32 protein-coding genes are annotated in these 25,455 nt (G+C 65.9%); 13 read left to right on the top strand and 19 right to left on the bottom strand.

Annotated elements, in window-relative coordinates; translation table 11 throughout:
• Position 1: 1 nt before the first annotated feature.
• Entirely contained in the window at positions 2-313 is a 312-nt protein-coding gene (locus EAF64_RS10485) for a hypothetical protein (RefSeq protein WP_129068934.1), read from the bottom strand.
• A gap of 105 nt (positions 314-418) precedes the next feature.
• Between EAF64_RS10485 and surE the strand changes: the two genes are divergently transcribed.
• Complete coding sequence (surE, locus tag EAF64_RS10480; RefSeq protein ID WP_129068933.1) at positions 419-1,222, top strand: 5'/3'-nucleotidase SurE; 804 nt, start codon at positions 419-421, stop codon at positions 1,220-1,222.
• Here surE and EAF64_RS10475 read toward each other — a convergent pair.
• The gene (locus tag EAF64_RS10475; RefSeq protein WP_129068932.1) at positions 1,219-2,487 is read right to left on the bottom strand and encodes a hypothetical protein; all 1,269 of its coding nucleotides are present in this window, start codon (positions 2,485-2,487) and stop codon (positions 1,219-1,221) included. The genes surE and EAF64_RS10475 overlap by 4 nt on opposite strands.
• 219 nt (positions 2,488-2,706) lie before the next feature.
• Here EAF64_RS10475 and EAF64_RS10470 point away from each other — a divergent pair, with 219 nt between their 5' ends.
• Both EAF64_RS10470 and EAF64_RS10465 read left to right on the top strand, forming a co-directional pair.
• Positions 2,707-2,952 (top strand): DUF7120 family protein, encoded by a 246-nt coding sequence (locus tag EAF64_RS10470; protein WP_129068931.1) that lies wholly within the window; start codon positions 2,707-2,709, stop codon positions 2,950-2,952.
• A 112-nt stretch (positions 2,953-3,064) separates the two neighbouring features.
• Entirely contained in the window at positions 3,065-3,745 is a 681-nt protein-coding gene (locus EAF64_RS10465) for a carbonic anhydrase (RefSeq protein ID WP_129068930.1), read from the top strand.
• An 8-nt stretch (positions 3,746-3,753) separates the two neighbouring features.
• Here EAF64_RS10465 and EAF64_RS10460 read toward each other — a convergent pair whose 3' ends face one another.
• From EAF64_RS10460 to EAF64_RS10450, 3 genes are read right to left on the bottom strand one after another with little or no spacing between them, the layout of a single operon-like run.
• A complete protein-coding gene (locus EAF64_RS10460; protein WP_129068929.1) occupies positions 3,754-4,596 on the bottom strand; it encodes a potassium channel family protein in 843 nt (280 codons plus the stop codon).
• Positions 4,597-4,631: 35 nt separating this feature from the next.
• The gene (locus tag EAF64_RS10455) at positions 4,632-4,937 is read right to left on the bottom strand and encodes a chorismate mutase (RefSeq protein ID WP_129068928.1); all 306 of its coding nucleotides are present in this window, start codon (positions 4,935-4,937) and stop codon (positions 4,632-4,634) included.
• A complete protein-coding gene (locus EAF64_RS10450) occupies positions 4,895-5,746 on the bottom strand; it encodes a shikimate kinase (protein WP_129068927.1) in 852 nt (283 codons plus the stop codon). The genes EAF64_RS10455 and EAF64_RS10450 overlap by 43 nt, the downstream gene beginning before the upstream one ends.
• Positions 5,747-5,895: 149 nt before the next feature.
• On the opposite strand from EAF64_RS10450, the gene EAF64_RS10445 reads away from it, so the two are divergent.
• The 3 genes from EAF64_RS10445 to EAF64_RS10435 all read left to right on the top strand — a co-directional run bounded on the left by EAF64_RS10445 (position 5,896) and on the right by EAF64_RS10435 (position 10,701).
• Complete coding sequence (locus EAF64_RS10445; RefSeq protein ID WP_129068926.1) at positions 5,896-6,327, top strand: DUF5796 family protein; 432 nt, start codon at positions 5,896-5,898, stop codon at positions 6,325-6,327.
• 373 nt (positions 6,328-6,700) lie between these two features.
• Positions 6,701-8,728: a hydantoinase/oxoprolinase family protein gene (locus EAF64_RS10440; protein WP_129068925.1), complete on the top strand. Its 2,028-nt coding sequence runs from the start codon at positions 6,701-6,703 to the stop codon at positions 8,726-8,728.
• Positions 8,728-10,701: a hydantoinase B/oxoprolinase family protein gene (locus EAF64_RS10435; RefSeq protein ID WP_129068924.1), complete on the top strand. Its 1,974-nt coding sequence runs from the start codon at positions 8,728-8,730 to the stop codon at positions 10,699-10,701. The genes EAF64_RS10440 and EAF64_RS10435 overlap by 1 nt, the downstream gene beginning before the upstream one ends.
• 160 nt (positions 10,702-10,861) lie before the next feature.
• Here EAF64_RS10435 and EAF64_RS10430 read toward each other — a convergent pair whose 3' ends face one another.
• The 3 genes from EAF64_RS10430 to EAF64_RS21625 all read right to left on the bottom strand — a co-directional run bounded on the left by EAF64_RS10430 (position 10,862) and on the right by EAF64_RS21625 (position 12,697).
• Positions 10,862-11,311: a GNAT family N-acetyltransferase gene (locus EAF64_RS10430; protein WP_129068923.1), complete on the bottom strand. Its 450-nt coding sequence runs from the start codon at positions 11,309-11,311 to the stop codon at positions 10,862-10,864.
• Between the two features lie 187 nt (positions 11,312-11,498).
• Positions 11,499-12,497 carry a DUF5784 family protein gene (locus EAF64_RS10425; protein WP_129068922.1) on the bottom strand — a complete coding sequence of 333 codons (999 nt, stop codon included), beginning with the start codon at positions 12,495-12,497 and terminating at the stop codon, positions 11,499-11,501.
• Positions 12,498-12,571: 74 nt separating this feature from the next.
• Positions 12,572-12,697, bottom strand: coding sequence for a hypothetical protein (locus tag EAF64_RS21625; RefSeq protein WP_267899433.1), 126 nt, complete (start codon positions 12,695-12,697; stop codon positions 12,572-12,574).
• 104 nt (positions 12,698-12,801) lie between these two features.
• Between EAF64_RS21625 and EAF64_RS10420 the strand changes: the two genes are divergently transcribed.
• Positions 12,802-14,730 (top strand): ABC transporter ATP-binding protein, encoded by a 1,929-nt coding sequence (locus EAF64_RS10420; protein WP_129068921.1) that lies wholly within the window; start codon positions 12,802-12,804, stop codon positions 14,728-14,730.
• Between the two features lie 18 nt (positions 14,731-14,748).
• On the opposite strand, the gene EAF64_RS10415 is transcribed toward EAF64_RS10420, so the two are convergent.
• Positions 14,749-15,228 (bottom strand): redoxin domain-containing protein, encoded by a 480-nt coding sequence (locus EAF64_RS10415; RefSeq protein ID WP_129068920.1) that lies wholly within the window; start codon positions 15,226-15,228, stop codon positions 14,749-14,751.
• A gap of 141 nt (positions 15,229-15,369) precedes the next feature.
• Here EAF64_RS10415 and EAF64_RS10410 point away from each other — a divergent pair, with 141 nt between their 5' ends.
• Positions 15,370-15,735 carry a hypothetical protein gene (locus tag EAF64_RS10410; RefSeq protein ID WP_129068919.1) on the top strand — a complete coding sequence of 122 codons (366 nt, stop codon included), beginning with the start codon at positions 15,370-15,372 and terminating at the stop codon, positions 15,733-15,735.
• Here EAF64_RS10410 and EAF64_RS10405 read toward each other — a convergent pair whose 3' ends face one another.
• Together EAF64_RS10405 and EAF64_RS10400 are read right to left on the bottom strand one after the other, a co-directional pair.
• On the bottom strand, positions 15,736-16,179 hold the full coding sequence (locus EAF64_RS10405) for a VanZ family protein (protein WP_129068918.1): 444 nt from the start codon (positions 16,177-16,179) through the stop codon (positions 15,736-15,738).
• 44 nt (positions 16,180-16,223) lie between these two features.
• Positions 16,224-16,766 (bottom strand): HalX domain-containing protein, encoded by a 543-nt coding sequence (locus tag EAF64_RS10400; RefSeq protein ID WP_129068917.1) that lies wholly within the window; start codon positions 16,764-16,766, stop codon positions 16,224-16,226.
• A gap of 128 nt (positions 16,767-16,894) precedes the next feature.
• Here EAF64_RS10400 and EAF64_RS21620 point away from each other — a divergent pair, with 128 nt between their 5' ends.
• Together EAF64_RS21620 and EAF64_RS10395 are read left to right on the top strand one after the other, a co-directional pair.
• Positions 16,895-17,029: a hypothetical protein gene (locus EAF64_RS21620; protein WP_267899432.1), complete on the top strand. Its 135-nt coding sequence runs from the start codon at positions 16,895-16,897 to the stop codon at positions 17,027-17,029.
• 82 nt (positions 17,030-17,111) lie between these two features.
• On the top strand, positions 17,112-19,106 hold the full coding sequence (locus EAF64_RS10395) for an AMP-dependent synthetase/ligase (RefSeq protein ID WP_129068916.1): 1,995 nt from the start codon (positions 17,112-17,114) through the stop codon (positions 19,104-19,106).
• Between the two features lie 52 nt (positions 19,107-19,158).
• On the opposite strand, the gene EAF64_RS10390 is transcribed toward EAF64_RS10395, so the two are convergent.
• On the bottom strand, positions 19,159-19,518 hold the full coding sequence (locus EAF64_RS10390) for a DsrE family protein (protein WP_129068915.1): 360 nt from the start codon (positions 19,516-19,518) through the stop codon (positions 19,159-19,161).
• Between the two features lie 125 nt (positions 19,519-19,643).
• Positions 19,644-20,123 (bottom strand): redoxin domain-containing protein, encoded by a 480-nt coding sequence (locus EAF64_RS10385; RefSeq protein WP_129068914.1) that lies wholly within the window; start codon positions 20,121-20,123, stop codon positions 19,644-19,646.
• A gap of 110 nt (positions 20,124-20,233) precedes the next feature.
• On the opposite strand from EAF64_RS10385, the gene EAF64_RS10380 reads away from it, so the two are divergent.
• Positions 20,234-20,473, top strand: coding sequence for a glutathione S-transferase N-terminal domain-containing protein (locus tag EAF64_RS10380; protein WP_129068913.1), 240 nt, complete (start codon positions 20,234-20,236; stop codon positions 20,471-20,473).
• A 6-nt stretch (positions 20,474-20,479) separates the two neighbouring features.
• Here EAF64_RS10380 and EAF64_RS10375 read toward each other — a convergent pair whose 3' ends face one another.
• Together EAF64_RS10375 and EAF64_RS10370 are read right to left on the bottom strand one after the other, a co-directional pair.
• Entirely contained in the window at positions 20,480-20,878 is a 399-nt protein-coding gene (locus tag EAF64_RS10375; RefSeq protein WP_129068912.1) for a cupin domain-containing protein, read from the bottom strand.
• Positions 20,879-20,954: 76 nt separating this feature from the next.
• A complete protein-coding gene (locus EAF64_RS10370; protein ID WP_129068911.1) occupies positions 20,955-21,719 on the bottom strand; it encodes an SIR2 family NAD-dependent protein deacylase in 765 nt (254 codons plus the stop codon).
• 126 nt (positions 21,720-21,845) lie between these two features.
• Between EAF64_RS10370 and EAF64_RS10365 the strand changes: the two genes are divergently transcribed.
• On the top strand, positions 21,846-22,151 hold the full coding sequence (locus tag EAF64_RS10365) for a hypothetical protein (RefSeq protein WP_129068910.1): 306 nt from the start codon (positions 21,846-21,848) through the stop codon (positions 22,149-22,151).
• A gap of 1 nt (position 22,152) precedes the next feature.
• On the opposite strand, the gene EAF64_RS10360 is transcribed toward EAF64_RS10365, so the two are convergent.
• A complete protein-coding gene (locus EAF64_RS10360; protein WP_129068909.1) occupies positions 22,153-22,422 on the bottom strand; it encodes a DUF7538 family protein in 270 nt (89 codons plus the stop codon).
• Between the two features lie 301 nt (positions 22,423-22,723).
• A complete protein-coding gene (locus EAF64_RS10355) occupies positions 22,724-23,173 on the bottom strand; it encodes a universal stress protein (RefSeq protein WP_129068908.1) in 450 nt (149 codons plus the stop codon).
• A 100-nt stretch (positions 23,174-23,273) separates the two neighbouring features.
• Between EAF64_RS10355 and EAF64_RS10350 the strand changes: the two genes are divergently transcribed.
• A complete protein-coding gene (locus tag EAF64_RS10350; protein WP_129068907.1) occupies positions 23,274-23,522 on the top strand; it encodes a DUF7385 family protein in 249 nt (82 codons plus the stop codon).
• Between the two features lie 102 nt (positions 23,523-23,624).
• On the opposite strand, the gene EAF64_RS10345 is transcribed toward EAF64_RS10350, so the two are convergent.
• Together EAF64_RS10345 and EAF64_RS10340 are read right to left on the bottom strand one after the other, a co-directional pair.
• Positions 23,625-24,074, bottom strand: coding sequence for a universal stress protein (locus EAF64_RS10345; protein ID WP_129068906.1), 450 nt, complete (start codon positions 24,072-24,074; stop codon positions 23,625-23,627).
• Positions 24,075-24,192: 118 nt separating this feature from the next.
• On the bottom strand, positions 24,193-25,413 hold the full coding sequence (locus tag EAF64_RS10340) for an acyl-CoA dehydrogenase family protein (protein WP_129068905.1): 1,221 nt from the start codon (positions 25,411-25,413) through the stop codon (positions 24,193-24,195).
• Positions 25,414-25,455: the final 42 nt, after the last annotated feature.

Below are 25,455 nucleotides of genomic sequence, written 5' to 3'. Positions count from 1 at the left end.
GCTACTCCGTGTCCGCGCCCAGGCCCTCGCCGCTCTCGAACCACTCCGCGAACGAGCCGAGCGCCAGGAGCCAGACGAACGCCAGCGTCCCCGCGCCGAGGAGTCCGAGAATCAGCCCGACCCACCAGAGTCCGACGCTCTGTAACAGCGCCGACGTGGCCGCGACGAAGGCGAGAAAACTCGTCGCCAGCCCGATGAAGACGAACGCGCTCCGGAGTCGGTCGGCCCGCGACTCGTCGAACTGGTCGAACAACAGCCACCGGCAACTCCCGAGCAACGACAGGTCCTCCGGTGGGGTCCTCTCCTCAGCCATACGCGATATCTTATAAAAGGCGTCATATAAAAACTGGTTCCGACTCAGTTCCCGAGCGTCGCGGGTGAGCGGTGGGCTTTTGCGAGGGCCGTCCTACGACTTCACATGGCCGATCCGGAGATTCTGTTGACGAACGACGACGGCATCGAGAGCACCGGGTTTCGCGCCCTCTACGAAGCGCTCTCGGCCGTCGGGACGGTGACGGCCGTCGCTCCCGCCGCCGATCAAAGCGCCGTCGGCCGCGCGCTCTCACACAACGTCGAGATCCACGAACACGAACTCGGTTACGCCATCGAGGGGACGCCGGCCGACTGCGTGATCGCGGGCCTGGGCACGCTGGTCCCCGACGCCGACCTCGTCGTCGCGGGGTGTAACCAGGGTGCCAACCTCGGCGCCTACGTGCTCGGTCGCTCGGGCACCGTCAGCGCCGCCGTCGAAGCCACCTTCTTCGACGTACCGGCCATCGCCGTCTCCCTGTACGTCCCCGTCAGCGAAGACACCAGCTACACCGACATCGACGTCGAACTGGCTGCCTACGACAACGCCGCCCGCGCGACGCGGTACCTCGCCGACCACGCCCTCGACGCCGGCGTCTTCGAGCGGGCGGACTACCTCAACGTCAACGCGCCCGTCCCCGATCAGGGCGGTGACGGGCCCGCGGAGATGGTCGTCACCGAACCCTCCCGGACCTACATGATGGACGCCGAGCGTCACGACGGGGAGATCACCCTCCACGACCGCATCTGGGAACTGATGGGGGAGGGCGACATTCCCGACCCCGAGGGGACCGACCGTCGTGCCGTCGTCGACGGCCAAGTCAGTGTCTCACCGCTGACGGCCCCACACACCACCGAACACCACGAGGCCCTCGACGCGCTCGCCGAGACGTTCACGGATTCTGCCGACTAGCTCCTGACCAGTTGTTCCTCTTCTTTCAGCACGATCCGGTCGTCGGTGATTCGCTCGACGTGTTCGGTCCTGATGGGGTAGCTCTCGTCGTCGTCGTCGCCCCAGCCGAGCGTCGACATGATCCGGTCGGTGATTCCCTGGTGGGGGTCGACGTACACGACCGACCCGTCCGATTCGACAGCCGTGACCTCGCCCACGTCGTCGCCGGTGGCGTCGACCACGCGCTTGCCGACCTCGTCGTCGCCGATCCGGCCCCTCCCTTCGCCGGCCATCGTCCCGGTCTCGCTGACGTCGCGCGTCTCGAGGATCTCGAGATCCCCGTACTCGCCGTCGGTGATCGCAGCGTGGAGGTGCAGTCGGTCGACCACCTCGTCCTCGACGGTCCGTTCACGCTCGAACTGTGTCCTGATCCGGTCGTCTTCCTCGAACTCGCTCTCGATCTCACACTGCGCGAGCACGTCGTCGGGTGCCCCGTCGAGTTCGACGAGACCCTCCTCGACGATGGAGCGGTGGAGCCCCTCGACGTCGACGTCCTGCCCTCGGACGGCCTCGTCCTCGCTCACGTCGACGCCCGTGACACGGCTCTCGACGGTGTACTCGTCGACGACCCGGCGCGTGACCGTCCACGTCTCCCTGACGTCGAGGTCGGCCCCGTAGGGCACGTCGTCGCCCTCGATCTGTGCGCCCTCACCGCGGGCGATCCCCGCTTCGTCACGGGTGGCCGCCTCGTACCGACCCCGGTCGAAGCGATCCGCCGCCGCCGGCGTCTCGTCCGTGACGAGATCACAGCTCGTACATTCGCGGTCGGCCAGCCGTACGTCCACGACCGTCTCGTCCGTGACGTCTTCGCCGACGAGTTCGCTCTCGACGGTCGCTTCCTCGTGGACGACGGTCTCGACGACGGCGGTCTCCTCGACCTGGGTCGTCACCGTCTCGCCCGTGATGAGCCGCTCTTCGAACTCCGCGTCGTCGAGGCCCGCCTGCGCCATCGCGTCCTCGCGCTCGAGGACCGCCAGCGGTCGATCACGGTCCGAACCGTACTCGACGACTAGCTCGTCTTTCGCGTCCAGTTCGGTCGCGAACGTCTCCCAGTCGACCCGCTGGCGATCGGCTCCGATCTCCGACTCGGGAATCAGCTCGAACCGCTCGCCGGACGACCCCTCGAACCGGACCGGGACCACGTCGTGTTCGGTCGCCCACGTACGGATCGTCTCCTCGTCGCTCGATATCCGCTGCTCACCGCCGGTACTCGGTTCCCCAGACATAGCATCTCTCGGTGCCACGGCAGTCCGAATAAACGCCGGACATCGTTCGTCCGGAAAGGCTCTCCTTCCCGGCCGGGCGCCTGCCGACGGCCCCGGTGTCCCACACGTACGCCCAGCTTACCCGGTCTCTCGCCGGCCGGTGGCGCTGTCACTGTCGGTCCGGTTTCGGCCTCACATACCAGACCCAAACCTTACCTACCTGTTACCCTGAGCGGGGGTATGGCCAAGATAGAGATGGAGCTGTCCGACCGCGTCGAGAACGATATCGAACGAATGGTGAGCCAGGGCGAATTCGTCAACTGGGACGAGGCCGTCGAGAAACTGCTCACGCAGGGTCTGTCGGCCTACGGCCCCATCGAGGAGGAGAGCGAAGAACTCGGCGGCGACATGTTCCAGCAGTCGGTCGCCGACCAGCAGGACCCCGCCATGCGCGACGAACCCGGTGACGACGACTACTCGCTGTAGTCCGTCGCTTCGCCGCCGCGACCGCGTCCGACGGCGGTCGCGGTTCGATCCCCCTTCTGTCGGGTTTTCGTGGGAAAACAAGAGTTACGTCGGTACCGTGTGCGTCTTGGGTATGGATCAGACGTTCGTCGACCTGCTGGCGCGGAACGCCGACCACGCCGCCACGTTCGACGCACGGTTCGACGACGTGCAAGACGCCCAGCATCCCGAGGCCGTCACCGTCTGCTGTTCGGACTCGCGCGTCCTCCAGGATCACATCTGGGGAAACGACGAACCCGGGCACCTCTTCACCTGTGGCAACATCGGCAACCGCGTCGTCCAGCGGACCGCGGTCGGCGAGACCGTCTCCGGCGACGTGCTCTACCCCATCGAACACACGGGCACCGAGATCGCCGTCGTCGTGGGCCACACGGGCTGTGGGGCCGTCACCGCCACGTACGACGCACTCACACACGGCGTGTCCGAACCCGACGGGATCGGCCACTGTCTCGACCTGCTGAAGCCCCAGCTCGAACCGGGCGTGGACCGGTTGCCCGCGGACCTCTCCCGACCCGATTCCATCAACCACCTCGTCGAGTACAACGTCGACCGGCAGGTCCAGTTCCTCCGTGAGAGCGACGACGTCCCCGATTCGGTCACCGCCGTCGGCACCGTGTACGACTTCCAGGACGTGTACGGTGGCCGTCGCGGCGAGATCCACGTCGTCAACGTCGACGGCGAGAGGGACGTGGAAACGCTCCGGGCCGCCCACCCCGAGATCGCCGAACGGATCGACCGCCGCTGGGAGTACTGACGGGCAGGTCACTCCCGGGAATCGTGTTCCTGATAGACGACGTGCCCACAGGCCTTGCAGTGTGAGGCGTCCGGATCGTGATAAGAAAGGCCACACTCGGGGCAGGTGACGTTGACTCTCTCCCGGCTGGTCCACTCCTTGAGGATCTTGCTCGCCTGTCGTGGGATGACGATGATCGCCGCGAGGATCGACGCCACGGTGACCCACTTGCCCGCCGCCGTCATCGGGACGATGTCGCCGAAGCCGACCGTCGAGAGCGTCACGACGGTGTAGTAGAACGCGTCCCCGAACGTGTCGACGTTCGGATTGACGCCGTGTTCGGCGCTGTAGAAGAGCCCGGCCGACGCCGACAGGAGGACCAGAATCGTGAGCAGCAGTTTCATCGCCCGCAGGGTGTTGTCCGAGACGGTGCCGAAGAAAAACTCTGCGTCCCGTGTGAACCGGTAGAAGCGCAAGAACCGGACGATGCGGAGAACGCGCAGGAACCCCACGTCGACCGCGAAGACCGACGCCGGGAACGCGACGAGCAACAGCGTCGGCAGGATCGCCAGCAGGTCCACCATCGTGTAGCCGTTCAGGAACTCTGCGAGCCGGTGTTCCGCACCGTAGAGTCGAACGAGGTACTCGACTGCGAATACGGCCGCGATGGCGACTTCGAGCGTCCACAGCAGGTTCTGGAACCGATCCGCGACCGGGTACGTCTCGACGACGAACAGACAGACGAACAGCAGATTCAACAGGAGCAAGGCGATATCGATGGCCTTCCCGAGGTACGTCCGGTGGTCCAGCAGGTAAAACCGAACCGTCGCACGGAGGTCGCCTTCCCCCGACACGGACTCGTCGCCGTCCATACGCCCCGTTTCGGCGGGCCCGTTACAAAGGTACGTTATCGGGACTCGCGCTGTTCGACCTTGTTCAACTCGATCAACAGGCGGAAGACGGCCTTGACGAGGTTCGAGTCGACGTCGAACCGTTCGGCGTTCTCGCCGGCACGTTCCATCACGGCCTGTTCCTGTTCCTCGTCGGTCGTCGGGAGGCCCTGTTCCTCCTTGACGGCCGCGATGGTCTCGGCCACGTAGGTTCGCTGGGCGATCAACTCCACGAGTTCCCGGTCGATGGACTGGATCTCCTCGCGGAGTTCGTCCAGGTTCATCTCGTCTGTGCGCCGTCGGTCTGTGTCGTTGTCAGCCATGTGTTACCGTCTCGTTCCGTCCAGATATCCCGCACTGTCTCGAGCGCGCTGTGCTCCCCGACCGCAGTGAAACTCGGCCCGGTTCCCGACAGGGAGACGCCCTCGACCAGCGGCATCGCCTCGACGATGGGCTCCGTCGGGAAATCGAGTGCCGCGCAGTAGGCCAGGCCGTTGACCGTCATCGCCCGCGCGAAGTCGCCGCCGAGAGCGAGGTCGGCCACCAGCTCGGCCATCGGCGCGACCTGCTCGCACCGATCCACGTCGGCGTCGGCCGAGAACGAGCGTTCCGGCGGCGTCCACACCAGCACGGACCAGTCGCGTTCCTCGCGCGCCAGCAACTCGTCGTCGGTGTTGTCGGTCACCGTCACACCACCGAGCATACTCGCGCTCGCGTCGTCGAACGCGCCCGTGATCGTGACGCCCGCGTCTCGGGCGGCCTGCACGCCGATCCGGCAGGCGTCCTCGCGGTCGATCTCGTCGGTCGCGTCGAGCGCCGACAGCGTCGCCAGCACGGTCGCGTTGGCGGCCGCGCTCGAACTCTTCAGGCCGGACGCCATCGGGACCTCGCTCTCGGTGCGAACATGGCCGCCCTGCCCGTCGCCGAAGCGCTCGACGACGCGTTCGACGCAGCGTTCGATCAGTCGCGTGTCCGCGTCGGGTGCGCCGGCGATCTCGCCGTCGACACCGCCGTCCGGGTCCAACTCGACGGTCGCCGTCGTGTAGGCGTCGATGGCGAACGCCGATCCGGTCCCGGTCGCGAGGGCGTTCAACACCGTCCCTGCCGCGGGGGCCTGGGCCCGACCTTGCATCATCCGTTCCTCTCGTATCTCGGTACTTACCTGTGGTGGTTGCCGGTCGCGGGTCCGGCCGAACTGCGTGCGGCCGGGCTCGGTAGTCGAGCGAAGCGAGTCTACCGGCGGTCCGACGGGATTTTGCCCTCGGGACCGAACGTTCGGGTATGACCACCCGTGAGGAAGTCTCCCCGCAGACCCTGCCGATCGAACTCACCGAGGACGGGATCACCGTCGAGTACACCGACGGGCGCGAGGCGTTCTACCGCGGTGTCCCCCAGAAGCGTGAGTCCCCGCTGAAGACCGCGCCCGGCCGGGACGTGCACGTCCTCGTCACCGACGGCAGTGAGACCCAGGGCGTGTTGACTTACGTCAACGACCTGAAGACCCACGCCGACATCCTGGAAGACACCGGCGTCGGTCGCGTCATGCTCGAACCAGACGAGCAGACCACCGTGTTCCCCGGTGTGACCGTCCGCAACGAGGCCCACCGGGTCTTCGTCGAGGCCGACCTGGATCGAGCCGACGGCCGCGTGTTCGTCTTCGAGGAGAACCAGATGGGCGAGCGCTCGTTCGAGATGGTCGCCGACGCGGAGTGATTTCGGGCGATCACGGCTCGGCGACGAGGTACCGAGCAGCGCCGACCCTCGCGAAACCGTCCACTGACAACCGGTGACGATTCCGGGCCGGAGGCCTACCCACGGCCCGATCCGTTCGCCACCCCAGCGTTCGACCGGCTCGTCGACGGTCTCCGAGCGCGTATCTACGGGAGTGGACTACCAGCGCGTTCTCTGTCGCTCGACCAACTGGCTCTATCGAACACCGAGGCCCTCCGGCCGGGGGCTCACGGCGATTCACTGCCATCATTGATTGTTAAATTGAGTCTCTTTTCTACTTCTGAGATTGGATTGGGTACGAATGAAGAAAACTATTAAATAGGTCTCGGTAGACTCTGACATGTGAAATGATACTATGAACCGTGCCGGTGTCGACATCGGTGGGACCTTCACCGACGTGATCGTGTTCGACGAAGAAAGCGGCGAGATCGAGATCGCGAAGACGCCGTCGACGCCCGACAACCCCGCGGAGGGTGTGATCAACGGGCTGACGAAAGCCGAGACGGGTATCGCGGACCTGGACTTCTTCTCACACGGTTCGACCGTCGGGACGAACGCACTGATCGAGCGCGAACTCCCGCGGATCGGGCTCATCACGACCGAAGGGTTCCGCGACGTCCACGAGATTCGAGACGCGACGAAAGACAACCTCTGGGACGCCTACGAGGACGTTGCCGACCCCTACGTCCAGCGACGGGACCGTCTGGGGGTCCCCGAGCGCGTCGACGCGTCCGGAGCGGTCGTCGAGCAGCTGGACGAGGAGGCCACGCGGGAAGTCGTCCGCATCTTCGAGAAACGCGGCATCGATACGATCGCCGTCTCGCTGGTCAACGCCTACGTCAACGGGGAGCACGAGGCGCGCATCGCCGAAATCGTCGAGGAGGAACACCCCGACGCGTTCGTCTGTACCTCCCACGAGATCCTGCCGGAGATGTTCGAACACGAGCGGACCAGCACGACCGTCATCAACGCGGCACTGGTCCCCGTCGTCCGGGAGTACCTGACGGACCTATCGGACCAGTTGGACGACCGCGGGTATCACGGCGACGTGCTGGCGATGCACTCCGGCGGCGGCGTCATGACGACGGAGGCCATCGCGTACTACGCCGCCCGCATCGCCAACTCCGGGCCGACCGCCGGCGCCATCGCCAGCCAGTACATCGCCGAACAGTGTGGCTTCGGGAACGCCATCGGCTTCGACATGGGGGGCACCAGCGCCGACGTCTCGCTCACCTACGACGGCGACATCGAGATGACCGACGAGTGGGCCGTCGAATACGGCTACCCCATCATGTTCCCCTCGACGGACATCGAGACGATCGGTGCCGGTGGCGGCTCCGTCGCCTGGATCGACGACGGTGGCTCGCTCCGCGTCGGCCCGAAGAGTCAGGGCGCGGACCCGGGACCGGCCTGCTATCTTCGCGGCGGCGACAAGCCGACCACCACCGATGCGAACGTCGTCCTCGGCTGGGTCGACCCCGACAAGTTCCTCGGTGGCGACATGGAGGCGACGGCCGAACCGGCAGAGCGAGTCATCGAACGCGACATCGCAGACCCGCTCGGCCTCGACCTCACCGAGGCGGCGTCGTCGATCGAGCAGATCGCCGTCGCGAACATGTGTAACGCGGTCCGACTGGTCTCCACGAGCAAGGGGTACGACCCCCGCGACTTCGCGCTCGTGGGCTTCGGCGGCGCGGGCCCGCTGCACGCCGCACACGTCGCAAAGCAGATGAGCATCCCGAAGGTCATCATCCCCCCGTATCCGGGGATCAACTCGGCACTCGGTTGTCTGCTGGTCGACGTCGAGCACGACCTCTCGCGGACGTTCATCGCGGACGCGACGGCGGACGTCGTCGACGACATCGAGGGGGCCTTCGCGGAGATGGAGTCGGAGATCTACGAGCGCCTCGACGAAGAGGGCGTCGAGGACGACGACATGCGGATGGACCACGAACTCAAGATGCGCTACGCCGGCCAGTGGCGCTCGCTGGACGTTCCCTGTGCCCGGCCGATAGAGAGCATGGAAGCCATTCGCGAGCAGTTCCACGACCACCACGAACAGGTGTACGCGTACTCCGACCCCGACCAACAGGTCGAAATCTACGGCCTGCGCGTCACCGGTCGGGGGATCGTCGACAAGCCGTCCTTCCCCGAACTCGACGCCGGGGGAGCCACGGACGCCCACGTCGGAACCCGTGACGCGTACTTCGACGACGCGGGCGAGTACGTCGAGACCGACGTCTACGACCGCTCGAAACTAGGCGCCGGTGCGTCGTTCGAGGGGCCGGCCATCGTCGAGCAGATGGACTCGACGGTCGTCGTCCCGCCAGGCACCGACGCGGAAGTCGAACGCACTGGAAACCTCATCATCACGGTGAAATAATGTCAGAATCGCAAGCGCAGACGGACATCGACCTGGATCCGGTCACCTTCGAGGTGTTGCGCAGTTCGTTCACGAACCTCGTCGACCGGATGGCAGAACAGATTCAGCGAACGTGTTACTCGTTCGTGATCTATAACCGAGACTTCAGTAACAGTCTCAACGACGCCGAAGGGAACACGGTCATGCAGGGCTCGAAGGACATCGCCGTCCACGTCGGGACCCTCCACTACACCTGCAAGGAGACGCTCGAATTCTTCGAGGGCGACATCAACCCGGGCGACGTCTACATCGTCAACGACCCGTATCTCGGTGGGACACACATCAACGACGTGCGTATCATGCGACCGGTGTTCCACGATGGCGAACTCATCGCCGTCACCCAGTCCAACGGCCACTGGGCGGACGTCGGCGGCCCCGCGCCGGGTTCGTTCAACATCGACGCCAACTCCCACTTCGCGGAGGGGTTGCGCATCCCGCCGCTGAAGATCTGGGACGCCGGCGAGTTCCGGGAGGACGTCGCCAACTTCATGACGACGAACATGCGCCTCTCGGAAGACCGAATGGGCGACCTGCGCGCCCAGGCCGAGGCGACTCGCATCGCCGAGGAGCGACTGCTCGAACTCGTCGACAAGTACGGTGTCGACACGGTCATGACCGCCTTCGGCGAGTCCAAAGACTACGTCGAACGTATCATGCGCGAGCAGATCCGCGACCTGCCGGACGGCACCTGGCGGACCCAGGACTACATCGACGCCGATCCCAACAAGGAGGAAGGCTACGTCACCGTCGACGTCGAGATGACCATCGACGGCGACGAGGTTCACTACGACCTCTCGGGGTCCGACGAGTTCATCGGCAACTTCCTCAACGCCACCTTCGGGACCTCCTTCTCGGCGGTCATCGCCGGGACGAAGATGTTCTTCCCCGACGTTCCGCTGAACTCGGGGATGTACCGCGTCGTCAGCGCCGATCTGCCCGAAGGGACGGTCGTCAACGCGCCCGAGCCGATCCCCGTGACGGGGTCGGTCGCCGGTGCCTACGAGAAGGTGATGAACGCCATCTTCGAGCTGTGGTCCGAGGTGCTGCCCGAGCGAGCGATGGCGTGTGCGTTCAACCTGGAGTATCTACTCGCGGGTGGGACCGACAGACGGGAGAGCCGCGAGGGCGAGGAGTTCGCCTGGTACGACTGGATGGCCGGCGGCTGGGGCGGCCGCGACGGCAAAGACGGTGCAAACGCCACCGCGCCGGTCTTCGGTGCCGGCCTGGCCGTTCAGTCCCTGGAGGGGCAAGAGCGGGACACCCCACTGCTGACCAGCCAACACGAGATCGTCACCGACTCCGCGGGCCCCGGCGAGTTCCGCGGCGGCTGTGGCCTCCGGAAGGGCGGCCGCATGCTCGACTGCGAGAACGCCGTCATGTCCTACTGTTCGGACCGCTCGCGTTCCATCACCTGGGGCATCAACGGCGGCCTGCCGGGCATCCCCCACGGCGTGACGCTCACACAGGACGGCGAACGCGAGGAGATGGGGACCGTCTTCTCGAACCACCCCGTCAGCGAGGGCGACGAGTTCGTCCGGCCGTCGTCCGGCGGTGGCGGGTTCGGCGACCCGCTCGAACGCGACCCCGAAGCCGTGCTCGAAGACGTCAAAGACGACTATGTCTCCGTCGAGCGCGCCCGGAAGGACTACGGCGTCGTGATCGAAGCCATCGACCCCGACATCTGTGCGTACGAGATCGATCACGACGCCACGGCCGAGGAACGCGACCACATCCGGGACAACCGGGAGGACTGGCTTCGAGAAGACCCGGACGCCGTCGCCCAGCGCTATCGAGACGGCGAACTGGACGAACTCGACCTGATCCGCCGATACGGGGTCATCCTGGACTGGTCGACCGGCGAACTCCTCGAACGCACGACCGAACAGTTCCGGGAGATGCTCGGCGAACGCGCCGAGTCCGAGTGGGAGCAGTGACGGACTCGCTCGCGAACCCCGTCTCAGGACGGTGACACTCGGGCCGCCGTCTGTCGGGTGACCGAATTCGCCGTTCCCCTCCGGCGCAGTCCCGTCACCGAGCGCTGCCGGAATCGTCGACACGACCGGAGTCGCTGCCGGAAACGAGTTAGAGAGACAGTCAGTAGAGGCTGTCGGCGGACAGTTCGGTCTTGAACGTGTAGCAGTACTTCTCCATGCCCTCCTTTTCGTAGAACTCGTGTGCCCGGTCGCGCCAGTGGCCCGACGCGAGTTCGACACACGAGCAGTCTCGGTCATCGGCCCACGACTCGACCCACGAGAGGAGTTCCCCGCCGTGGCCCTCCCCGCGGTGTGGCTCGTCGACGACCAGTTCGTGCACCCACGCGTGTTTGCCGTGGTACATGTTCGTCTCGACGACGACACCCGCGAGTGCTCTGATGTCGCCGTCACCGCTCCGGAGGGCGAACAGCTGGTACCCGCTTTCGGCCCGCATGGTGTCGTAGACGTCCAGAAACGTGTCCGCACCGATGGGCCGGAGCTGTTCCAACACTGGATACGCCTCCCGGAGTTCCTCCGCTGTCGTCAGTTCTGTAACCCGTTCACTAGACACACCATGTCAAGAACTAACACAAACTTATACGTTGTGTTCGAGAGACCGACGCGATGCGACTCACACCGCGATTGCTGGACACAGTTCGATACAGGGTTCGAAACGCGAAATAGACGCGATTGTATGGGGTACGGATCAGATCGAATCTAGTACGGGTCGTGCCGCTCGGCGGATCCGGCGACCGGTCTCACGTCGTCTCGATCCCGTCGGGTAGATCCAGCGGCACGCTCCCTTTCGTGTACCCTTCGACTCGACCGTCGGGCCAGGCCCGGAACACGACCGCTGGGCGGTGTCGGACCTCCGGCCGTTCGTCCAGCAGGGTCGCCCAGTGGTGGTCGGCGAAGGAGGAACAGTCGACGAACAGCACGACGCCGCCCTCGTGTTCGGACAGCTGGCCGGTGACTTTCGTCTCGGCGGTCTCGCGGATCGACTTGCTCGGCGAACTCGCGGCCCGTTCGGCGGGCGGTTGCGGCCGGGTGACCTCCACGAGGACGCCCTCGCCGTTCTCGTCCGCGCGGAAGTCGATGAAGTGGCCGGTGGTCACCTCGATCTCGGGGGTGACCTCGTACCCGGCCTCGTGGAGGAGCTTGGCGACGGTGAACTCGCTCATCGTCGAGCGCATCCGGCCGACGTTGAGGTGTTCGCTCGTTCCGAGTTTCGACGCCATCGTGTACCGGTCCTCGAGGGCGTCGGTCTGCAGGAACGCTTCGTAGAACTGGAGGCCCTCGTCGGGGTCGGCGTCGGGAAAGCCAGCGGCGTGGTCGTGCAGGAACTCTCGGGTCGTGTGTCGGCCATCCTTCGAGAGCAGGACGGGGAGGAAAAACCACGAGATGGTGGGGTAGTCGGCCAGCCACGGCGACTCCTCGTGTAACTGGGCCAGCAGTTCGCGCTGGGCCCACTCCGAGATGCGGTCGGGCACCTGCGAGAAGGTGTACTTGTCCGTGCGCCACAGGGCACTCGGCGTCTCGGTGTTGCCCAGCCAGTAGCCCTGGCCGTTCCAGGCGAACAGGGCGATGTCGCCGTTGTCCATCTCGAACCGGCGGGCTTCGTAGCCCGACGGCTGTTTGAACCAGGGGCGGCTCATCTCGGCCCCGAGGTTGGCATCCAGGGGGCCGAGCAGGTCCGACCGGACCCGACCCTCGGTCCACCGTTCGTTCGACACGCGAAAGCGGAGCGGCTTCGCCACACCAGCGCTTGATTATCGAGCGCATTACGTGTTGCGCGTCGCCGCCGAAGAAATCGCGCGGTTACGACCCCTCGTCACGGCTGTGCCGCACCGGGGGACGGGTCGTCGCCCCCGTTGATGATCCGTTCGACAACGTCACCGATGTCCGGCGCGTTCCGGTCTTCGTCGTCGCCTCGCGGGTCGTACGGAGCGATCGGCATGGGAGTCGCACCCCATCGAACCTCGTCGGCCCGCCGAAAAAACGCTTGTGCCGACTGCGAACCGAGTGCGGGCCATACTTGACGCTGGAGCCGTTGCCTGGGATATGGCCGACGAACACGGGGGATTCGAGCACGTCCGCGAGAGCGTCGACGGCAACGCCGTCTGTCGGCTCGTCGGCTACGCGCGCCCCTACTGGCTCACCCTCACCGTCGGTATCGTCGCCTCGTTTCTGACCCGCTTCGCCCGACTGGTCCCGCCGGTCATCGTGGCGACGGCCATCGACCGGATCATCAACCAGTCCGGGAAGCCGGGACTGCTCGCCGAACTCGGTCTCGTGCCGGCGGGCGCGATTACGAGCCAGGCGGCCCGGCTGGCGTTACTCGAACGCCTCGTGCTCATCGCAGCCCTGGCCTACCTGCTCCGCTCGGCGACGCGTTTTGCGGGTCGCTATCTGATACAGTCGACCGCCCAGAAGATCCAGCGAGACCTCCGCGACGACGCCTACGACCACCTCCAGCACCTCTCGATGGACTTCTTCGCCAACCACCAGACCGGTGGGATGCTCTCGATCCTCAACAGCGACATCAACAGGCTGGAGTCGTTCCTCAACACTGAGTTTCGGCAGTTCATCCGCATGCTCGCGACCGTCGGCGGCATCGCTATCGTGTTGACCTACTACTCCCCACAGCTCGCGCTGATCGCGCTCGCGCCGGTGCCGGTCATCGGCGTCGCGAGTTGGCTCTTTCTGCGCTGGATCGAACCACGGTACCGGGAGATCCGACAGACGGTATCCCGGCTGAACACGCGCCTTGAGAACAACCTCGGTGGTGTCGCGGTCGTGAAGGCCTTCAACCGCTACGGATTCGAGCGGGGTCGAGTCGCCGCCCAGAGCCAGCAGTACCACGACGAGAAAGTCGCCGCGCTCCGTATCCGCCGGGCGTTCTTCGCGACACTCAGGCTGTTCACCGGTGTCGTCTTCGTCCTCGTCCTCTACATCGGCGGCCGGGACATCATCCTGTACGGCGACGCGGGAATCATCACACTCGGTGGCTTCGCCGCCTTCTTCCTCTACCTCCGCCGCCTGTACTCGCCGATGCGCCGGATCGGCAAGTCCGCGAACAAGTACACCCTCGCCAAGTCCAGCGCCGAGCGGGTGTTCGGCCTGCTCGACACCGACCCGACGATCACCGACCCCGCGGCCCCCTCCCGGCCCGACGAGATCGACGGCGCGGTCGAGTTCGACGACGTGACATTCGCCTACGGCGACGGCGAGCCGGTCGTCCGCGGCGTCTCGCTGGACGTGCCCGCTGGAGCCACGGTGGGCCTCGCGGGCGCGACCGGCGCGGGCAAATCCACGCTCCTCAAACTCGTCCCGCGACTCTACGATGTCGACTCCGGGGCGGTGCGCGTCGACGGGACCGACGTGCGCGAGTTCGACCTCCGGCGGCTCCGCGAGGAGATCGCCGTCGTCGAGCAGAACCCGTACCTGTTCTCGGGGACCGTCGCCGAGAACGTCGCGTACGGCGACGAACTCGCCCTGGAGATCGAGAGCGACCAGCGGTCGGTCGACGCCGAGCGCGAAGCCGAGGTGCGCGAGCGCGTCGTCGAGGCCGCGAAGGCGGCCGAAGCGCACGAGTTCGTACAGGACCTCCCCGACGGCTACGACACGCAGGTCGGCGAGCGCGGCATCAAGCTCTCCGGTGGTCAGCGCCAGCGAGTCGCCATCGCTCGCGCGCTGCTCAACGACCCCGCAATCATCGTCTTCGACGAGGCCACGAGCGACGTGGACACCGAGACCGAGGAGTTGATCCAGGAGAGCCTCGACCGCCTGATCGAGGACCGCACCGCCTTCGTCATCGCCCACCGCCTCTCGACGATCAAGGACGCCGACCGGATCGTCGTGATGGACGAGGGCGAAATCGTCGAGGCGGGGAGCCACGAGGACCTGCTGGCCGTGGAGGGTGGTGCCTACGCCGACCTGTGGGCGGCACAGGCCGACGAGGAACGGTCGAAGTCGGTCGCCGACGACTGATTTCCGCGAGCCGAACGGTCAGCCCGCGGCCTCGACTGCCTCCTGGACGGCCTCGAAGTCTGGCTGGGTGTGGGGGTCGTCTGCGACCCACTTGTAGGTGATCTCGCCGTCGCCGTTGACGACGAAGACAGCGCGCTGGGCCAGTCCGTAGTAGCCCATGTCCGCGAAGTCGATCTCGACGCCGTAGTCCTCGATGACTTCCTTGTTCGAGTCGCTGAGCATGTGGAACTCGAAGCCGTGCTCCTCGCGGAACGCCTTCTGGGCGAACGGCGAGTCGACGCTGACGCCGTACAGCGTCGCACCCATGTCGCGGTAGTTGTCGATGTCGTCCTGGAACTGGCTCATCTCCTCCTGGCACGGCGGGGTGAACGCGCCGGGGAAGAAGGCCAGCACGATAGGGGCCTCGTCGAGGTGGTCCGACAGCGTGAACGGTTCGGGATCGCCGTCGTGGGCGAGCGGGACGGTGAAGTCCGGTGCCTGATCGCCAACGTCTGACATGCGCGAACTAGGATGGGCTCTGTATCCGTAAAACCCGGCCGCAACCTGTTCGGGCCCGGAGAGGAACGTCGCCGGGGGGGGGGGGGACTCGACGCTCGAACTGGCCAACGCGCTTACAACGGGGCTCCACCTAGAGCGTGCATGGTATTCTCACCCGGGAACGATGACGAGCGCGACGCGGGCGCGGAGCGGTCGTCGGTCGAGGGCGGGTTCGAGGCGCTGGCGGAGCGGCTCGGGCGTTTGGCTGCCGTCCTCCCCTGGTCGCTCGACGACGCCGTCCTGTTCCGGGACGACGAGCAGGTCGTCCTCGCGCGGCCCGCAGGCGGTTCGGGGCCGGCCGGGCCAACGGTCGGTCCCGCCCCTGCGGCAGTCGACGACGAAGCCGACGTACTGGTCGTCGCCAGCGACGGCGACGGACTGGTCGTCGAGCACTGCGAGCCCGGCGCCGTCGATTTCGACTCGCTGGCGTGGATTCCCGGCGGTCTGGAGGCGGCGACTCGGAAGTGATCAGGCGTCGGTCTCGCTCGCCTGCACAAACGACGAGAGCGGGCGGAGTTGCAGGTACGGCTCGATCGCGTACCAGACGACCACCAGCCCGGCACCGATGGCGTTCGCGTAGGCGTCTTCGACGCTGAAAAACCGGTTCGGGATCGTCCACTGACAGAGTTCGATCCCGATCCCGTACAGCATCGCCACGCAGAACACGCCGACGGCGAGCTCGGTACGCTGCCGCTCCGAGTCCGCCAGGGCGTACGCCAGCGCGTAGGCGATGGCCGCGTAGGCGAGGAAGTGACGCCACTTGTCGAGCGGAACGAAGTCGAACTTGCCCGGGATGACCGGGTCCGGGGGTGGCGCGACCAGCACCGAATTGACGAAGACGAACCCGGCGACGGCGGCCACACCGAGCCACCGCAGCCAGGCTGGAAGCAGCGGAACTGGAAGACGGCGCATGCCTCAGGACGCGCCCGAGCGGGGCAAAAATCCAGCGGTCGGAATCAGGAGGGGTGGCCGGACAGCCGTTCGTCCAGCTCGTCGAGTGCGGCTTCGGACCGGTCACGGAGCTGGTCGAGCCGTTCCACGTGCCGGTCGTACACGTCGTGGCCGGATCGTTCGGTCGGCGTCAGCTCCAGTTCCAGCGCGGCCTGGCTGGCCGCCAGCGAGAGGTACGTCTGCTTTCGGACGGCCTCGTCGGACATCGACGCCGCCGTCGCGACGGCCTCTCTGAACGGTTCCGGGTCCAGCGGTCGAACCAGGTACTCGGTGAACCGAAGTCCGATTCCGTCGGCGTTCGGTGCGTCGTCACCGACGACGATCACCGGACGGTCGACGGCCCGCGCGACTAACTCGTCGAACAACCGTTCCACGCCGTCGCTCGCGACCTCCGTCTCGACCACGATCGCGGCCACGTCTGGCGTCACCGTCGACAGTAACTCCGCGTCGCTCTCGACCACCTCGCTCGACCAGTCGTCGAGCCACTCCTGGTACGTCGCCGCCTGCCCGTCCGACGCAGCGACGAGAACACGCCTGGAATGCGGCATATCACAGTTCGACCGTATACCGGCATAAACTGCCGCGACCGTTCAAACCGTTTATTTCAAACGGCGGGTGTCCGAACCGTGCTACAGTCCCCCGGCACGCTAATGTTCGAGGGCGACGACGCGTGAGTGTGACGCTGCTCGTCGATATCGCCTGTCCGTCCTGTGGTCGCACCCGTACGCTCCGGAAAGTCGCCATCGGAACCTACCGGTGTGACGACTGCGACCGCGAGTTCACCGACGCCGATATCGACCCCTCGCTGTAAAGTTCGTATAGGTAACCTTGTATCAGGGGTGAGCGAGTAATTCCCGAACGTATTATTGTGTGGGACTGCGTGGGTCACGCCAATGACCACAACGGAGGAGTTGTTGCAACTGGAGCGTGAGTACACCGACGAAGTGACAGGATCGGGGACGGTTCCTCAGTTGTTCGAGGCCAGCGCCGAGCGGCACGCGGACCTGCCGGCCCAGCAGTACAAGGGTGGCGTCTACGACCGGTCGTTGACCGAGGACGTGGTTCCCGACCCCGCCGAAGGGGAGTGGGGGCTGTTGACCTACGACCGGATGGCCGACATCGTCCGCAACCTGGCGGCTGGCTTTCGGGAACTCGGCGTGGATCACGGCGAGCGCGTGGGACTGTTCTCGAACACGCGGATGGAGTGGGCCCAGACCGACTTCGCCCTGCTGGCCGCCGGCGGCGTCGTGACGACCATCTACACGGAGTCCTCGCCCCGACAGGTCCGCTATCTGCTGAACGATCCCGAGGCCACGGGCGTCGTCGTCGAGAACGAGGAACTGCTCGCCCGGGTGCTGGACGTGCAGGCGGACACCGACGTGGAGTTCATCGTCATCATCGACGGCGTCGACATCTACGACAACAACGACGACATCTACACTCTCGGTGAGGTCCACGAACTCGGCCGCGAGGCCTTCGACGAGTCGGCCTACCAGTCCTGGCTCGACGAGCAGTCGCCCGACGACCTCGCCAGCCTCATCTACACCTCGGGGACCACGGGCAAGCCGAAGGGCGTCCAGTTGACCCACGCGAACTTCCGGGCCAACGTCACGCAGATCCGCAAACGGTTCGGTCCGCGACCGGACAAAGACGAGGACACCCCGGTAATGGACTCCGACGTGAAGACGCTCTCGTTCCTCCCGCTCGCGCACGTCTTCGAGCGGACTGCCGGCCACTTCTCGATGTTCGGTGCCGGCGCGACCGTCGCCTACGCCGAGAGTCCCGACACCGTGCAGGAAGACATGAGCGCCGTCCAGCCGTCGACGGCCACGAGCGTCCCGCGGGTGTACGAGCGGGTCTTCGACGCCATGCGCGAACAGGCTGCTTCCTCCGATCTCAAGGAGAAGATCTTCCAGCGCGCGCTGGAGATCGGGAAGGAGTACGGTCGGACCGAGAACCCCGGCCGGCGGCTCAAACTGGAGTACTACGTCGCGAACAAGCTGGTCTTCCAGCAGGTCAAAGATCAGCTGGGGGGCAACATCGACTTCTTCGTCAGCGGCGGCGGGAGCCTCAACAAGGACCTCGCGGAACTGTTCCGCGGGATGGGGCTGGAGATCTTCGAGGGCTACGGCCTCACCGAGACCTCGCCGGTCGTCTCGACCAACCCCGCCGAGGACCCGCGACCCGGGACCCTCGGCCCGCCGATGGCCGGGATGGAGACGTACCTCGACGACTCCGTGATCGGCCCTGACCGGAAGGAGAAAGCCGACGGCGAGATCGGTGAACTCCTGTTGCGTGGGCCCAACGTCACGCAGGGCTACTGGAACAAGCCCGAGGAGACCGAGGACGCGTTCACCACCCTGCCCGACGACGACGAGGACGACGACGAGTGGTTCCGGACCGGCGACATCATCGAGCAAACCGAGGACGGCTATCTGGTCTATCACGACCGGCTGAAACAGTTGCTCGTGCTCTCGACCGGGAAAAACGTCGCGCCCGGCCCCATCGAGGATGCCTTCGCGACCAGCGAGCGCGTCGACCAGGTGATGGTGATGGGCGACGAGCAGAAGTTCATCAGCGCGCTGATCGTCCCGAACTTCGAGACTATCCGCCGCTGGGCCGACGAGGAGGGGATCGACCTGCCCGAGGACCCAGACGACGTGTGTGACGACGAGCGCGTCCACGAGTGGGTCCAGGAGGCCGTCGACGAGGTCAACGAGCAGTTCGAGAAACACGAGACGATCAAGCAGTTCGAACTGGTCCACGTCGAGTGGACGCCCGAAAACGACATGCTCACCTCCTCGATGAAGCTCAAACGCCGGAACATCCGCGATCACTTCTTCCACAAGGTCGAAGCGATCTACGGCGAGGAAGCCAGCGCGGACTGACCGCCGGATTCGTCGGCACCCCCATTATCACGAACGAACCCGCCTTCGGTGGCTACGGCAGTTTCAGATACGTCGCGCCCCGTTTCTGGGCACGAGTGACTTCCGCGACGCCGGACGGAACGGTCGTGACTCCATCGGCGAGGCTCTCGGCCGTGTGGTCGAACCGTTCGAGGGAGTTCCCACAGGCGGAAATTTCCACGCCAGCGTCCGCCATTCGTTCGATCTTGTCAGCTTCCGGGGCCGTCGTCAGGAGAAACCGGACGGCCGGCCCGTTGACGACGACCTTCATCAACCCCGGCGGTGTCGACACCGTCTCGTCCTGTACGAGATTCACGAGGTTACGCAGCGCCATTCGCCAATCGCCGGTCTCGCCGCTCGTGATGTGGATCACCATCTCACTTCCGGAATCCATACAATCGACATCGGGGGGTCGAAGACGTAAATCCCTGCCTCGACACGTCCGGCCCGACGGGCCGATTCGCCCCGTGCCGTCCGTGATAGTGCGTCTCGGACCACTACCGGTCTGACGGCTTCCGCTCAGAGTTCCGCCACGGCCGCCTCCACGTCCTCGTGGGGGAGCGGGCCGATCCACTCGTCGGCGACGTAGGCGAACTGCACTTCGAGGTCGGGATCGACGACGAACACGGACCGCCACGGCGTCGCGACGTTGGCCATGTGGTCGCGGTCGGTGAGCAGGTCCAGCGCCTCCGACACGTCGCCGTTCACGTCGGCGAACATCCGGAAGGGTGGGCGACCGAGCCAGCGGAGGAAGTCGTTCTGGGCGTAGGGACCGTCACGACTGATTCCGAGGACGGGCACCTCGTCGAAGTCGTCCCAGCCGTACTTCTGGAAGCGCTTCCACCAGTTCTGTGCGATGGCGCTGTAGACGAAACCGGTCGAGACCAGGACCGCGCCGCGTTCGCCTACGGCCTCGGAGAAGTGGGTCGAGCGAAACGTCTCGCCGTCACAGCACAGTGCCTCGAAATCGGGGATGTCGTCGCCGTCAGCGGGTGGCATACCCGGGCATGGAGTCCCTCCCTCAAAAACCCCGGCGAACGTCCGGGGCTGGGGCCACACAGACGACCCTGAGCCGCAGTTTTTTGCCAGCCGGCCTCGTAGCGGGTGGTATGACGATGACACTCTATCGGCTGGAGGGCTGTCCGTACTGCGAACTCGTCGTGGACCGGATCGAAGAACTGGACATCGACTACGAGTCGGTCTGGGTGGAAGGGCTCCACTCCCGACGCAACGAAGTCAAGCGAACCTCCGGCCAGCGCCAGGTCCCCGTCGTCGTCGACGAGGACCGCGGCATCACGATGGCCGAGTCCGAGCGCATCCTCGAATACCTCGATCAGAGCTACGCCTGACCGGGCTCAGTCGAGACTGTGCGGGTCGAGGCCGGGGTCTTCGACCGCCGGCGCGCCGACCGCGAGGATGACGCCCTCGTCGTCGCCGACGTAGCGGTGACCGTGCCCGATCTCCGGGCCGGCCGCCCAGAACGCGCCCGGGCCGACCTCCATCGTCTCCTCCTCGCCGGAGCGACCGAGCTTCAGCGAGAACTCGCCCTCGATCACGTAGTAGAGTTCTTCCTGCTCGCTGTGCGCGTGATACTGGATCTCCTCGCCGGGCTCGAAATGCCACAGCGTCACGTGGAGGTTGTCGAGGCCCATCGTCCGTCCGACGGGACGGATGTCCAGATCCGGCGGCACGCCCTCGACCTCCGACAGGTCGGTGACCGGTACGTCCTCGGTGTCGAGTACTTCGTACTCCATAGCGACGGAACCCACGCCCGGTCACATCAAAAGCGTGGGGGTGAGTATGCTACGCGGGCCCGGTCGCCGACCGCCCTCACTCCTTGACCGCCTGCCGCAGTCGCGGGAGCGCCTCGGTCACGTCCGCCCGGAGATCGTAGTCGGCCCGCTCGGAGACGGGCGTGGATTCGAGGTTCACCAACACGAGCGTCGCCCCCCGCTCGGCGGCGACCCGCGGGAGCGAGGCGGCCGGCTGGACGGTCAGCGACGAGCCGACGGCCAGGAACACGTCCGCGTTCTCGGCTTTCGCCTGTGACTGCATCAGCGCGTGTTCGGGCAACTGCTCCCCGAACAGCACGGTGTCGGGCTTGAGCGTGCCGTCGCAGTCGTCACAGGTCGGTGGGAGGTCGCCGTCCCGGGCCCGCTCCATCGCCGGTTCGGCGTCGAACCGCCGACTACAGTCCCGACAGACCACCCGCGCGGCCGAGCCGTGGATCTCGATCACGCCCTCGGAGCCGGCGTCCTGGTGGAGCCCGTCGATGTTCTGGGTGACGACGGTGTCGAGGTAGCCCGCCGATTCGAGTTCCGCCAGTGCCTCGTGGGCGGCGTTGGGTGCGACGTTGCCGTCGTCGAACGCCGCTGCCAGGAGTTTCACGCGGTCGTCCCAGAACCCCCCGGGGTCGGACCGGAACCGGTCGATGTGGAAGTCCATCGGATCGTGGCGCTCCCAGATGCCGTCCTCACCGCGGAAGTCCGGGATGCCCGACGCGGTGCTGACGCCGGCTCCGGTCAGCGCGACGACCGTCTCAGCGTCGCGGATCGCCCCGGCGACCGCTCGTACGTCCGACTGGTCCACGCTCATACCATTGCCTGGCCGCCTGCGGGATTAAAATCTCCGCCTCGCGAGATCGGTTTTCGCTCGGGTTACCGTATAAATCACCGTATTTGACTGTAGATTTATCCATGTGTGGGTCCAATTCACATACCGATGCCTGCCGAATCGGCTGGGGACCGTGAACGAGAGGGTTCGGGTTTCGAGGCACGAGCGGCCGGACTGGCCGCCGAAATCGACCGGCTCTGGGACGAGTTGCGTGACGAACGGGAGTCGGGGAGCGACGCTGGAGGCGAACCGGACGACACCGAGACCGGAACGCCGACGGCCGTGATCGACGCGGTCGTCGAACCACCGCCGGGCGCGAGTCAGTCGGCCGTCGAAGCGGCGGTCGCGGACGCCGGAACGGACGATACCCGTCGGAACCGTGAGGCCTACGACGGCGAGCAGCCCTCCACGTGACTCAGAGGGACCGTCGTTCGATCTCGGGGTCGATGTCGGCCGCGGCAAGATCCTGGCGAATCCGCTCGCGAAGCGGCGTCGGAACCGTGTCACGACCGACCGGAACGGCGATGTCCCCGTCGGGCGAGACCTTCCAGTAGACCACACAGTCGCTCGGTTCGTAGTACTCGATGCTGTAACGGTCGGTGCCGCCGTCGTAGTGAACGCGCGCCGCGGCGTTCTCGACGTGCCACCCGTCCTGCTGGGCCAACCGGTCGAGGACAGCAGTCATGTCCGTCCGTAGGGGAGCCAGGGGCTAGTGGTTTCGGTCACGGACAGACCTACCGCGAGGCGTCGTCACTCGGCCACGTTCCGAGGAGGGGGAGCGGAAAGAGGGAGGGGGAAAACCGGTTCGGGATTGGGAGCGAACCGCACCTGATTCAACGAACCCATCGTGGTTCAGTTTTCTTCACGAAATCATCGGCCAGTTATAAGTCCTCCCGATCGCGATCGAAGTGCGCGAGGGCTCGGTGGGAGTGCCCGGGCAATCCGCGTTCCCGGGAACGGCGTGACCGGGGAGTCGGGTGCGGGCCTCAGTCGGAATGGCGGACGATGTGTACGTCGTACCGGGGGTCTTCCGAGACGGGACTGCCGACGCTGGTGACCGGAGTCGAGACGCGGCCGGCGTTCTCACTGCCGATGAACACGATGGATGCGTCCACGTCGTCGGCGACGTGTCTGATGGTCCGTGTGATGTCGTCGATGACTGTCGCAGTCATCGAGTCGCTCGTGTCGGGGTGTTCACACCGGTAAGTCGCGTTCGGTGCGACTTCCTGGACGGTGCCCTCGAACTCGTCACAGACGGCCGCCTGGTCGTAGGTGCCGTCCTCGTCGATCCAGTCGCGCTCGCGGGCGAACTCCTCGTCGTCGGGGATGATCGTCAGCGCGACGACTTCCTCGTCGCGGTAGTCGGCGAATTCGCTCGCGCGTTCGAGCGCCCTCCGGGACAGCGCCGATCCGTCGAACGGGACCAGAAGCGTCATGCGATTCCGTTCTCTAGCCCGCGTCTTAACGCCGGGGGAGGCGGCAACGCCTCCCGAACCGCTCCGGACATTGATGTCGCTCCGTGACCTGCCCTCCCCCATGGAGACGCTGGGCGACGGCGACGGACCCCTCGACGTCCACGACTACCGTCACGGCCTGAAACTCCTCAAAGAGACCCGCGACACCAGCCACTGGGCGAACAAGAACGAGTACGCCTGCCCCGCCTGCGGGAATCCTTTCGAGCAGTTGTTCATCTCCGAGAAGACCGACAACACGTTCACCCCGTCCTCGGTGACGCCGTTTTGCATCCGACACGAACCCGACCGCATCCTGATGTTTCGGCACTGACCACGCCGACCCGATCACAGCGGACGCCCGACGGTGTCCGCGGGGGGACTGGTCGTCAGGGCCGATCCCGCAGGGAAACGGCCTCGTTTCGGTCCGGTTCGGTCATTCGCTCACTTCCGTCTTCACGACGGTCGCGGGGCGGGTCGTCAACCGTACGACGCGATCGGTGACGCTCCCGAGCAGGGTCCGGTACTCCTCCGGCCGACGTTTCGTCCCGAGGACGAGCAGGTCTGCGTCCTGCTCGTCGGCGTAAGCCACGATGGTCTCGGCCGGCTGGCCGTGCCGTATCTCGTCGCCCACCTCGACCCCGGCGTCGCTCGCCTCCTCTCGGATCGCGGCGAGTCGCTCAGTTCCCAGTTCCTCGAGCCCGTGTTCCGGTCCCTCACTCTCGTCGACGTACTCGTCGCCGCTGTAAGCGGTCACGACGTTCTCGTCGACGACGTACAGGGCGTGCAAGACGGCCTCGTGGGCCGCCGCGAGGTCGATGGCGTGCGCTTCGGCGTCGTCCGATGCGGCTGTCCCGTCGGTCGCGAGCAGTATTCTATCGTACATACACGTACAGATCGGATCGCTGTCGTGTTAAATTCACTCGACGGTTCCCATCGATCGATAGGGGCCTGGCCCGCCGCCGTCTCCGGACTGCCGACCGTCGTCGGTCGAGTGCGCCGGCTTACGACACGCCCAGCTGTTTGGCGATGGTGTTGAGCTGAATCTCGTCGGTGCCCTCGACGACCCGCAGGATGCGGGCGACGTGGAGGTGGTCCATGAACGGGTTGTCCTCGGACAGCCCGTTCCCACCGTGGACCTGCACCACGTCGTCGGCGATGTCGAAGTAGACGTTCGTCGCGAGGTACTTGAAGATCGAGGACTCCTCGATGGCCTGCTCGCCCCGGTCCATCTCCCAGGCGAGTTTCAGGCCGGCGGCGTCGGCGGCGTAGTTGCGCGCTCTACCCTCGGCGAGTTTGTGTGAGATACCCTGAAACTTCCCGATGGGGCGCCCGAAGGCCTCCCGGTCGTTGGCGTACTCGACGCCTTTCTCGATGAGGTGTTCGGCGTAGCCGACCGCCTCCGCGCCGAGTTCCAGCCGGCCCAGCGAGAGGAAGTCCATGGCGTTGTAGAAGGCGGTGTCGGGCTGTCCGAGGACGCGGTCCTCCCCGAGTCGCACGTCGTCGAACAGCAACTCGGCCTGCATCCCCTCGAGTCCGACGGCGTTGTTCATCGACCCGAGCTCGAACTCGTCGGCCTCCACGATGAAGCAGGTGATCCCGCCGTAGCGGCCGGCCTCCTCCTGTGGCGTCGTTCGCGCGAACACCTGCACGAAGTCGGCGTAGGGCGCGTTCGTGATCCACTGCTTCTGTCCGTTGAGGACCCACTCGTCGCCGTCCTTCTCGGCGTGGGTGTCCATGTTCGGCGAGTCCGATCCCTGGCCGGGCTCGGTCTGGGCGAAGGCCGTGGACACCTCGCCCGCGACGGCCGGCTCCAGGTACTTCTCGACCTGGTCACCTTCGGCCTGCATCAGAAGCGGCTTGGGCCCTTCCGGCCCCGCGAGGACGTACTCGGTCAACCCGACGCCGTGGCTCGCGACGTGTTTCTTCGCCCGGTACCAGGTGACGTTCGAGACGTCCTCCCCGCCTACGTCTTCGGGGAGGTTCATCGCGTAGTAGCCCGCGTCGGCGCTCTTCTTTCGGATGGTCTCGATGGCGTCGACGACTTCCGGGACCAGTCGCCCGTCGTCCTCGTGGCGCAGTCGTGGGTTCTCCCACGTCTCGCCCAGTTCGTCCCTGACTGGCTCGACCTCCTGCTCCATGAACTCGTCGAGGCTGTCGAGGATCAGTCGTGTCTCCTCGCCAGTGTCGAAACTGACCGACCGTTTCTTGTTTTCTGTTGCCATGGCGCAAGGGAACGCGCGCCATTGCTATGAAACCACCGCTCC

This window comes from Halorientalis pallida (genome assembly GCF_004118325.1).
In the GTDB taxonomy this organism is placed as follows: Archaea; Halobacteriota; Halobacteria; order Halobacteriales; family Haloarculaceae; genus Halorientalis; species Halorientalis pallida.
This window is presented reverse-complemented; position numbering and strand designations above follow the sequence as displayed.

Coding starts and splice junctions, on each gene's coding strand:
- EAF64_RS10485 (WP_129068934.1), bottom strand. CDS start 313: ATGGCTGAGGAGAGGACCCCACCGGAGGACCTGTCGTTGCTCGGGAGT.
- surE (WP_129068933.1), top strand. CDS start 419: ATGGCCGATCCGGAGATTCTGTTGACGAACGACGACGGCATCGAGAGC.
- EAF64_RS10475 (WP_129068932.1), bottom strand. CDS start 2,487: ATGTCTGGGGAACCGAGTACCGGCGGTGAGCAGCGGATATCGAGCGAC.
- EAF64_RS10470 (WP_129068931.1), top strand. CDS start 2,707: ATGGCCAAGATAGAGATGGAGCTGTCCGACCGCGTCGAGAACGATATC.
- EAF64_RS10465 (WP_129068930.1), top strand. CDS start 3,065: ATGGATCAGACGTTCGTCGACCTGCTGGCGCGGAACGCCGACCACGCC.
- EAF64_RS10460 (WP_129068929.1), bottom strand. CDS start 4,596: ATGGACGGCGACGAGTCCGTGTCGGGGGAAGGCGACCTCCGTGCGACG.
- EAF64_RS10455 (WP_129068928.1), bottom strand. CDS start 4,937: ATGGCTGACAACGACACAGACCGACGGCGCACAGACGAGATGAACCTG.
- EAF64_RS10450 (WP_129068927.1), bottom strand. CDS start 5,746: ATGCAAGGTCGGGCCCAGGCCCCCGCGGCAGGGACGGTGTTGAACGCC.
- EAF64_RS10445 (WP_129068926.1), top strand. CDS start 5,896: ATGACCACCCGTGAGGAAGTCTCCCCGCAGACCCTGCCGATCGAACTC.
- EAF64_RS10440 (WP_129068925.1), top strand. CDS start 6,701: ATGAACCGTGCCGGTGTCGACATCGGTGGGACCTTCACCGACGTGATC.
- EAF64_RS10435 (WP_129068924.1), top strand. CDS start 8,728: ATGTCAGAATCGCAAGCGCAGACGGACATCGACCTGGATCCGGTCACC.
- EAF64_RS21625 (WP_267899433.1), bottom strand. CDS start 12,697: ATGCCGATCGCTCCGTACGACCCGCGAGGCGACGACGAAGACCGGAAC.
- EAF64_RS10420 (WP_129068921.1), top strand. CDS start 12,802: ATGGCCGACGAACACGGGGGATTCGAGCACGTCCGCGAGAGCGTCGAC.
- EAF64_RS10415 (WP_129068920.1), bottom strand. CDS start 15,228: ATGTCAGACGTTGGCGATCAGGCACCGGACTTCACCGTCCCGCTCGCC.
- EAF64_RS10410 (WP_129068919.1), top strand. CDS start 15,370: ATGGTATTCTCACCCGGGAACGATGACGAGCGCGACGCGGGCGCGGAG.
- EAF64_RS10405 (WP_129068918.1), bottom strand. CDS start 16,179: ATGCGCCGTCTTCCAGTTCCGCTGCTTCCAGCCTGGCTGCGGTGGCTC.
- EAF64_RS10400 (WP_129068917.1), bottom strand. CDS start 16,766: ATGCCGCATTCCAGGCGTGTTCTCGTCGCTGCGTCGGACGGGCAGGCG.
- EAF64_RS10395 (WP_129068916.1), top strand. CDS start 17,112: ATGACCACAACGGAGGAGTTGTTGCAACTGGAGCGTGAGTACACCGAC.
- EAF64_RS10390 (WP_129068915.1), bottom strand. CDS start 19,518: ATGGATTCCGGAAGTGAGATGGTGATCCACATCACGAGCGGCGAGACC.
- EAF64_RS10385 (WP_129068914.1), bottom strand. CDS start 20,123: ATGCCACCCGCTGACGGCGACGACATCCCCGATTTCGAGGCACTGTGC.
- EAF64_RS10380 (WP_129068913.1), top strand. CDS start 20,234: ATGACGATGACACTCTATCGGCTGGAGGGCTGTCCGTACTGCGAACTC.
- EAF64_RS10375 (WP_129068912.1), bottom strand. CDS start 20,878: ATGGAGTACGAAGTACTCGACACCGAGGACGTACCGGTCACCGACCTG.
- EAF64_RS10370 (WP_129068911.1), bottom strand. CDS start 21,719: ATGAGCGTGGACCAGTCGGACGTACGAGCGGTCGCCGGGGCGATCCGC.
- EAF64_RS10365 (WP_129068910.1), top strand. CDS start 21,846: ATGCCTGCCGAATCGGCTGGGGACCGTGAACGAGAGGGTTCGGGTTTC.
- EAF64_RS10360 (WP_129068909.1), bottom strand. CDS start 22,422: ATGACTGCTGTCCTCGACCGGTTGGCCCAGCAGGACGGGTGGCACGTC.
- EAF64_RS10355 (WP_129068908.1), bottom strand. CDS start 23,173: ATGACGCTTCTGGTCCCGTTCGACGGATCGGCGCTGTCCCGGAGGGCG.
- EAF64_RS10350 (WP_129068907.1), top strand. CDS start 23,274: ATGGAGACGCTGGGCGACGGCGACGGACCCCTCGACGTCCACGACTAC.
- EAF64_RS10345 (WP_129068906.1), bottom strand. CDS start 24,074: ATGTACGATAGAATACTGCTCGCGACCGACGGGACAGCCGCATCGGAC.
- EAF64_RS10340 (WP_129068905.1), bottom strand. CDS start 25,413: ATGGCAACAGAAAACAAGAAACGGTCGGTCAGTTTCGACACTGGCGAG.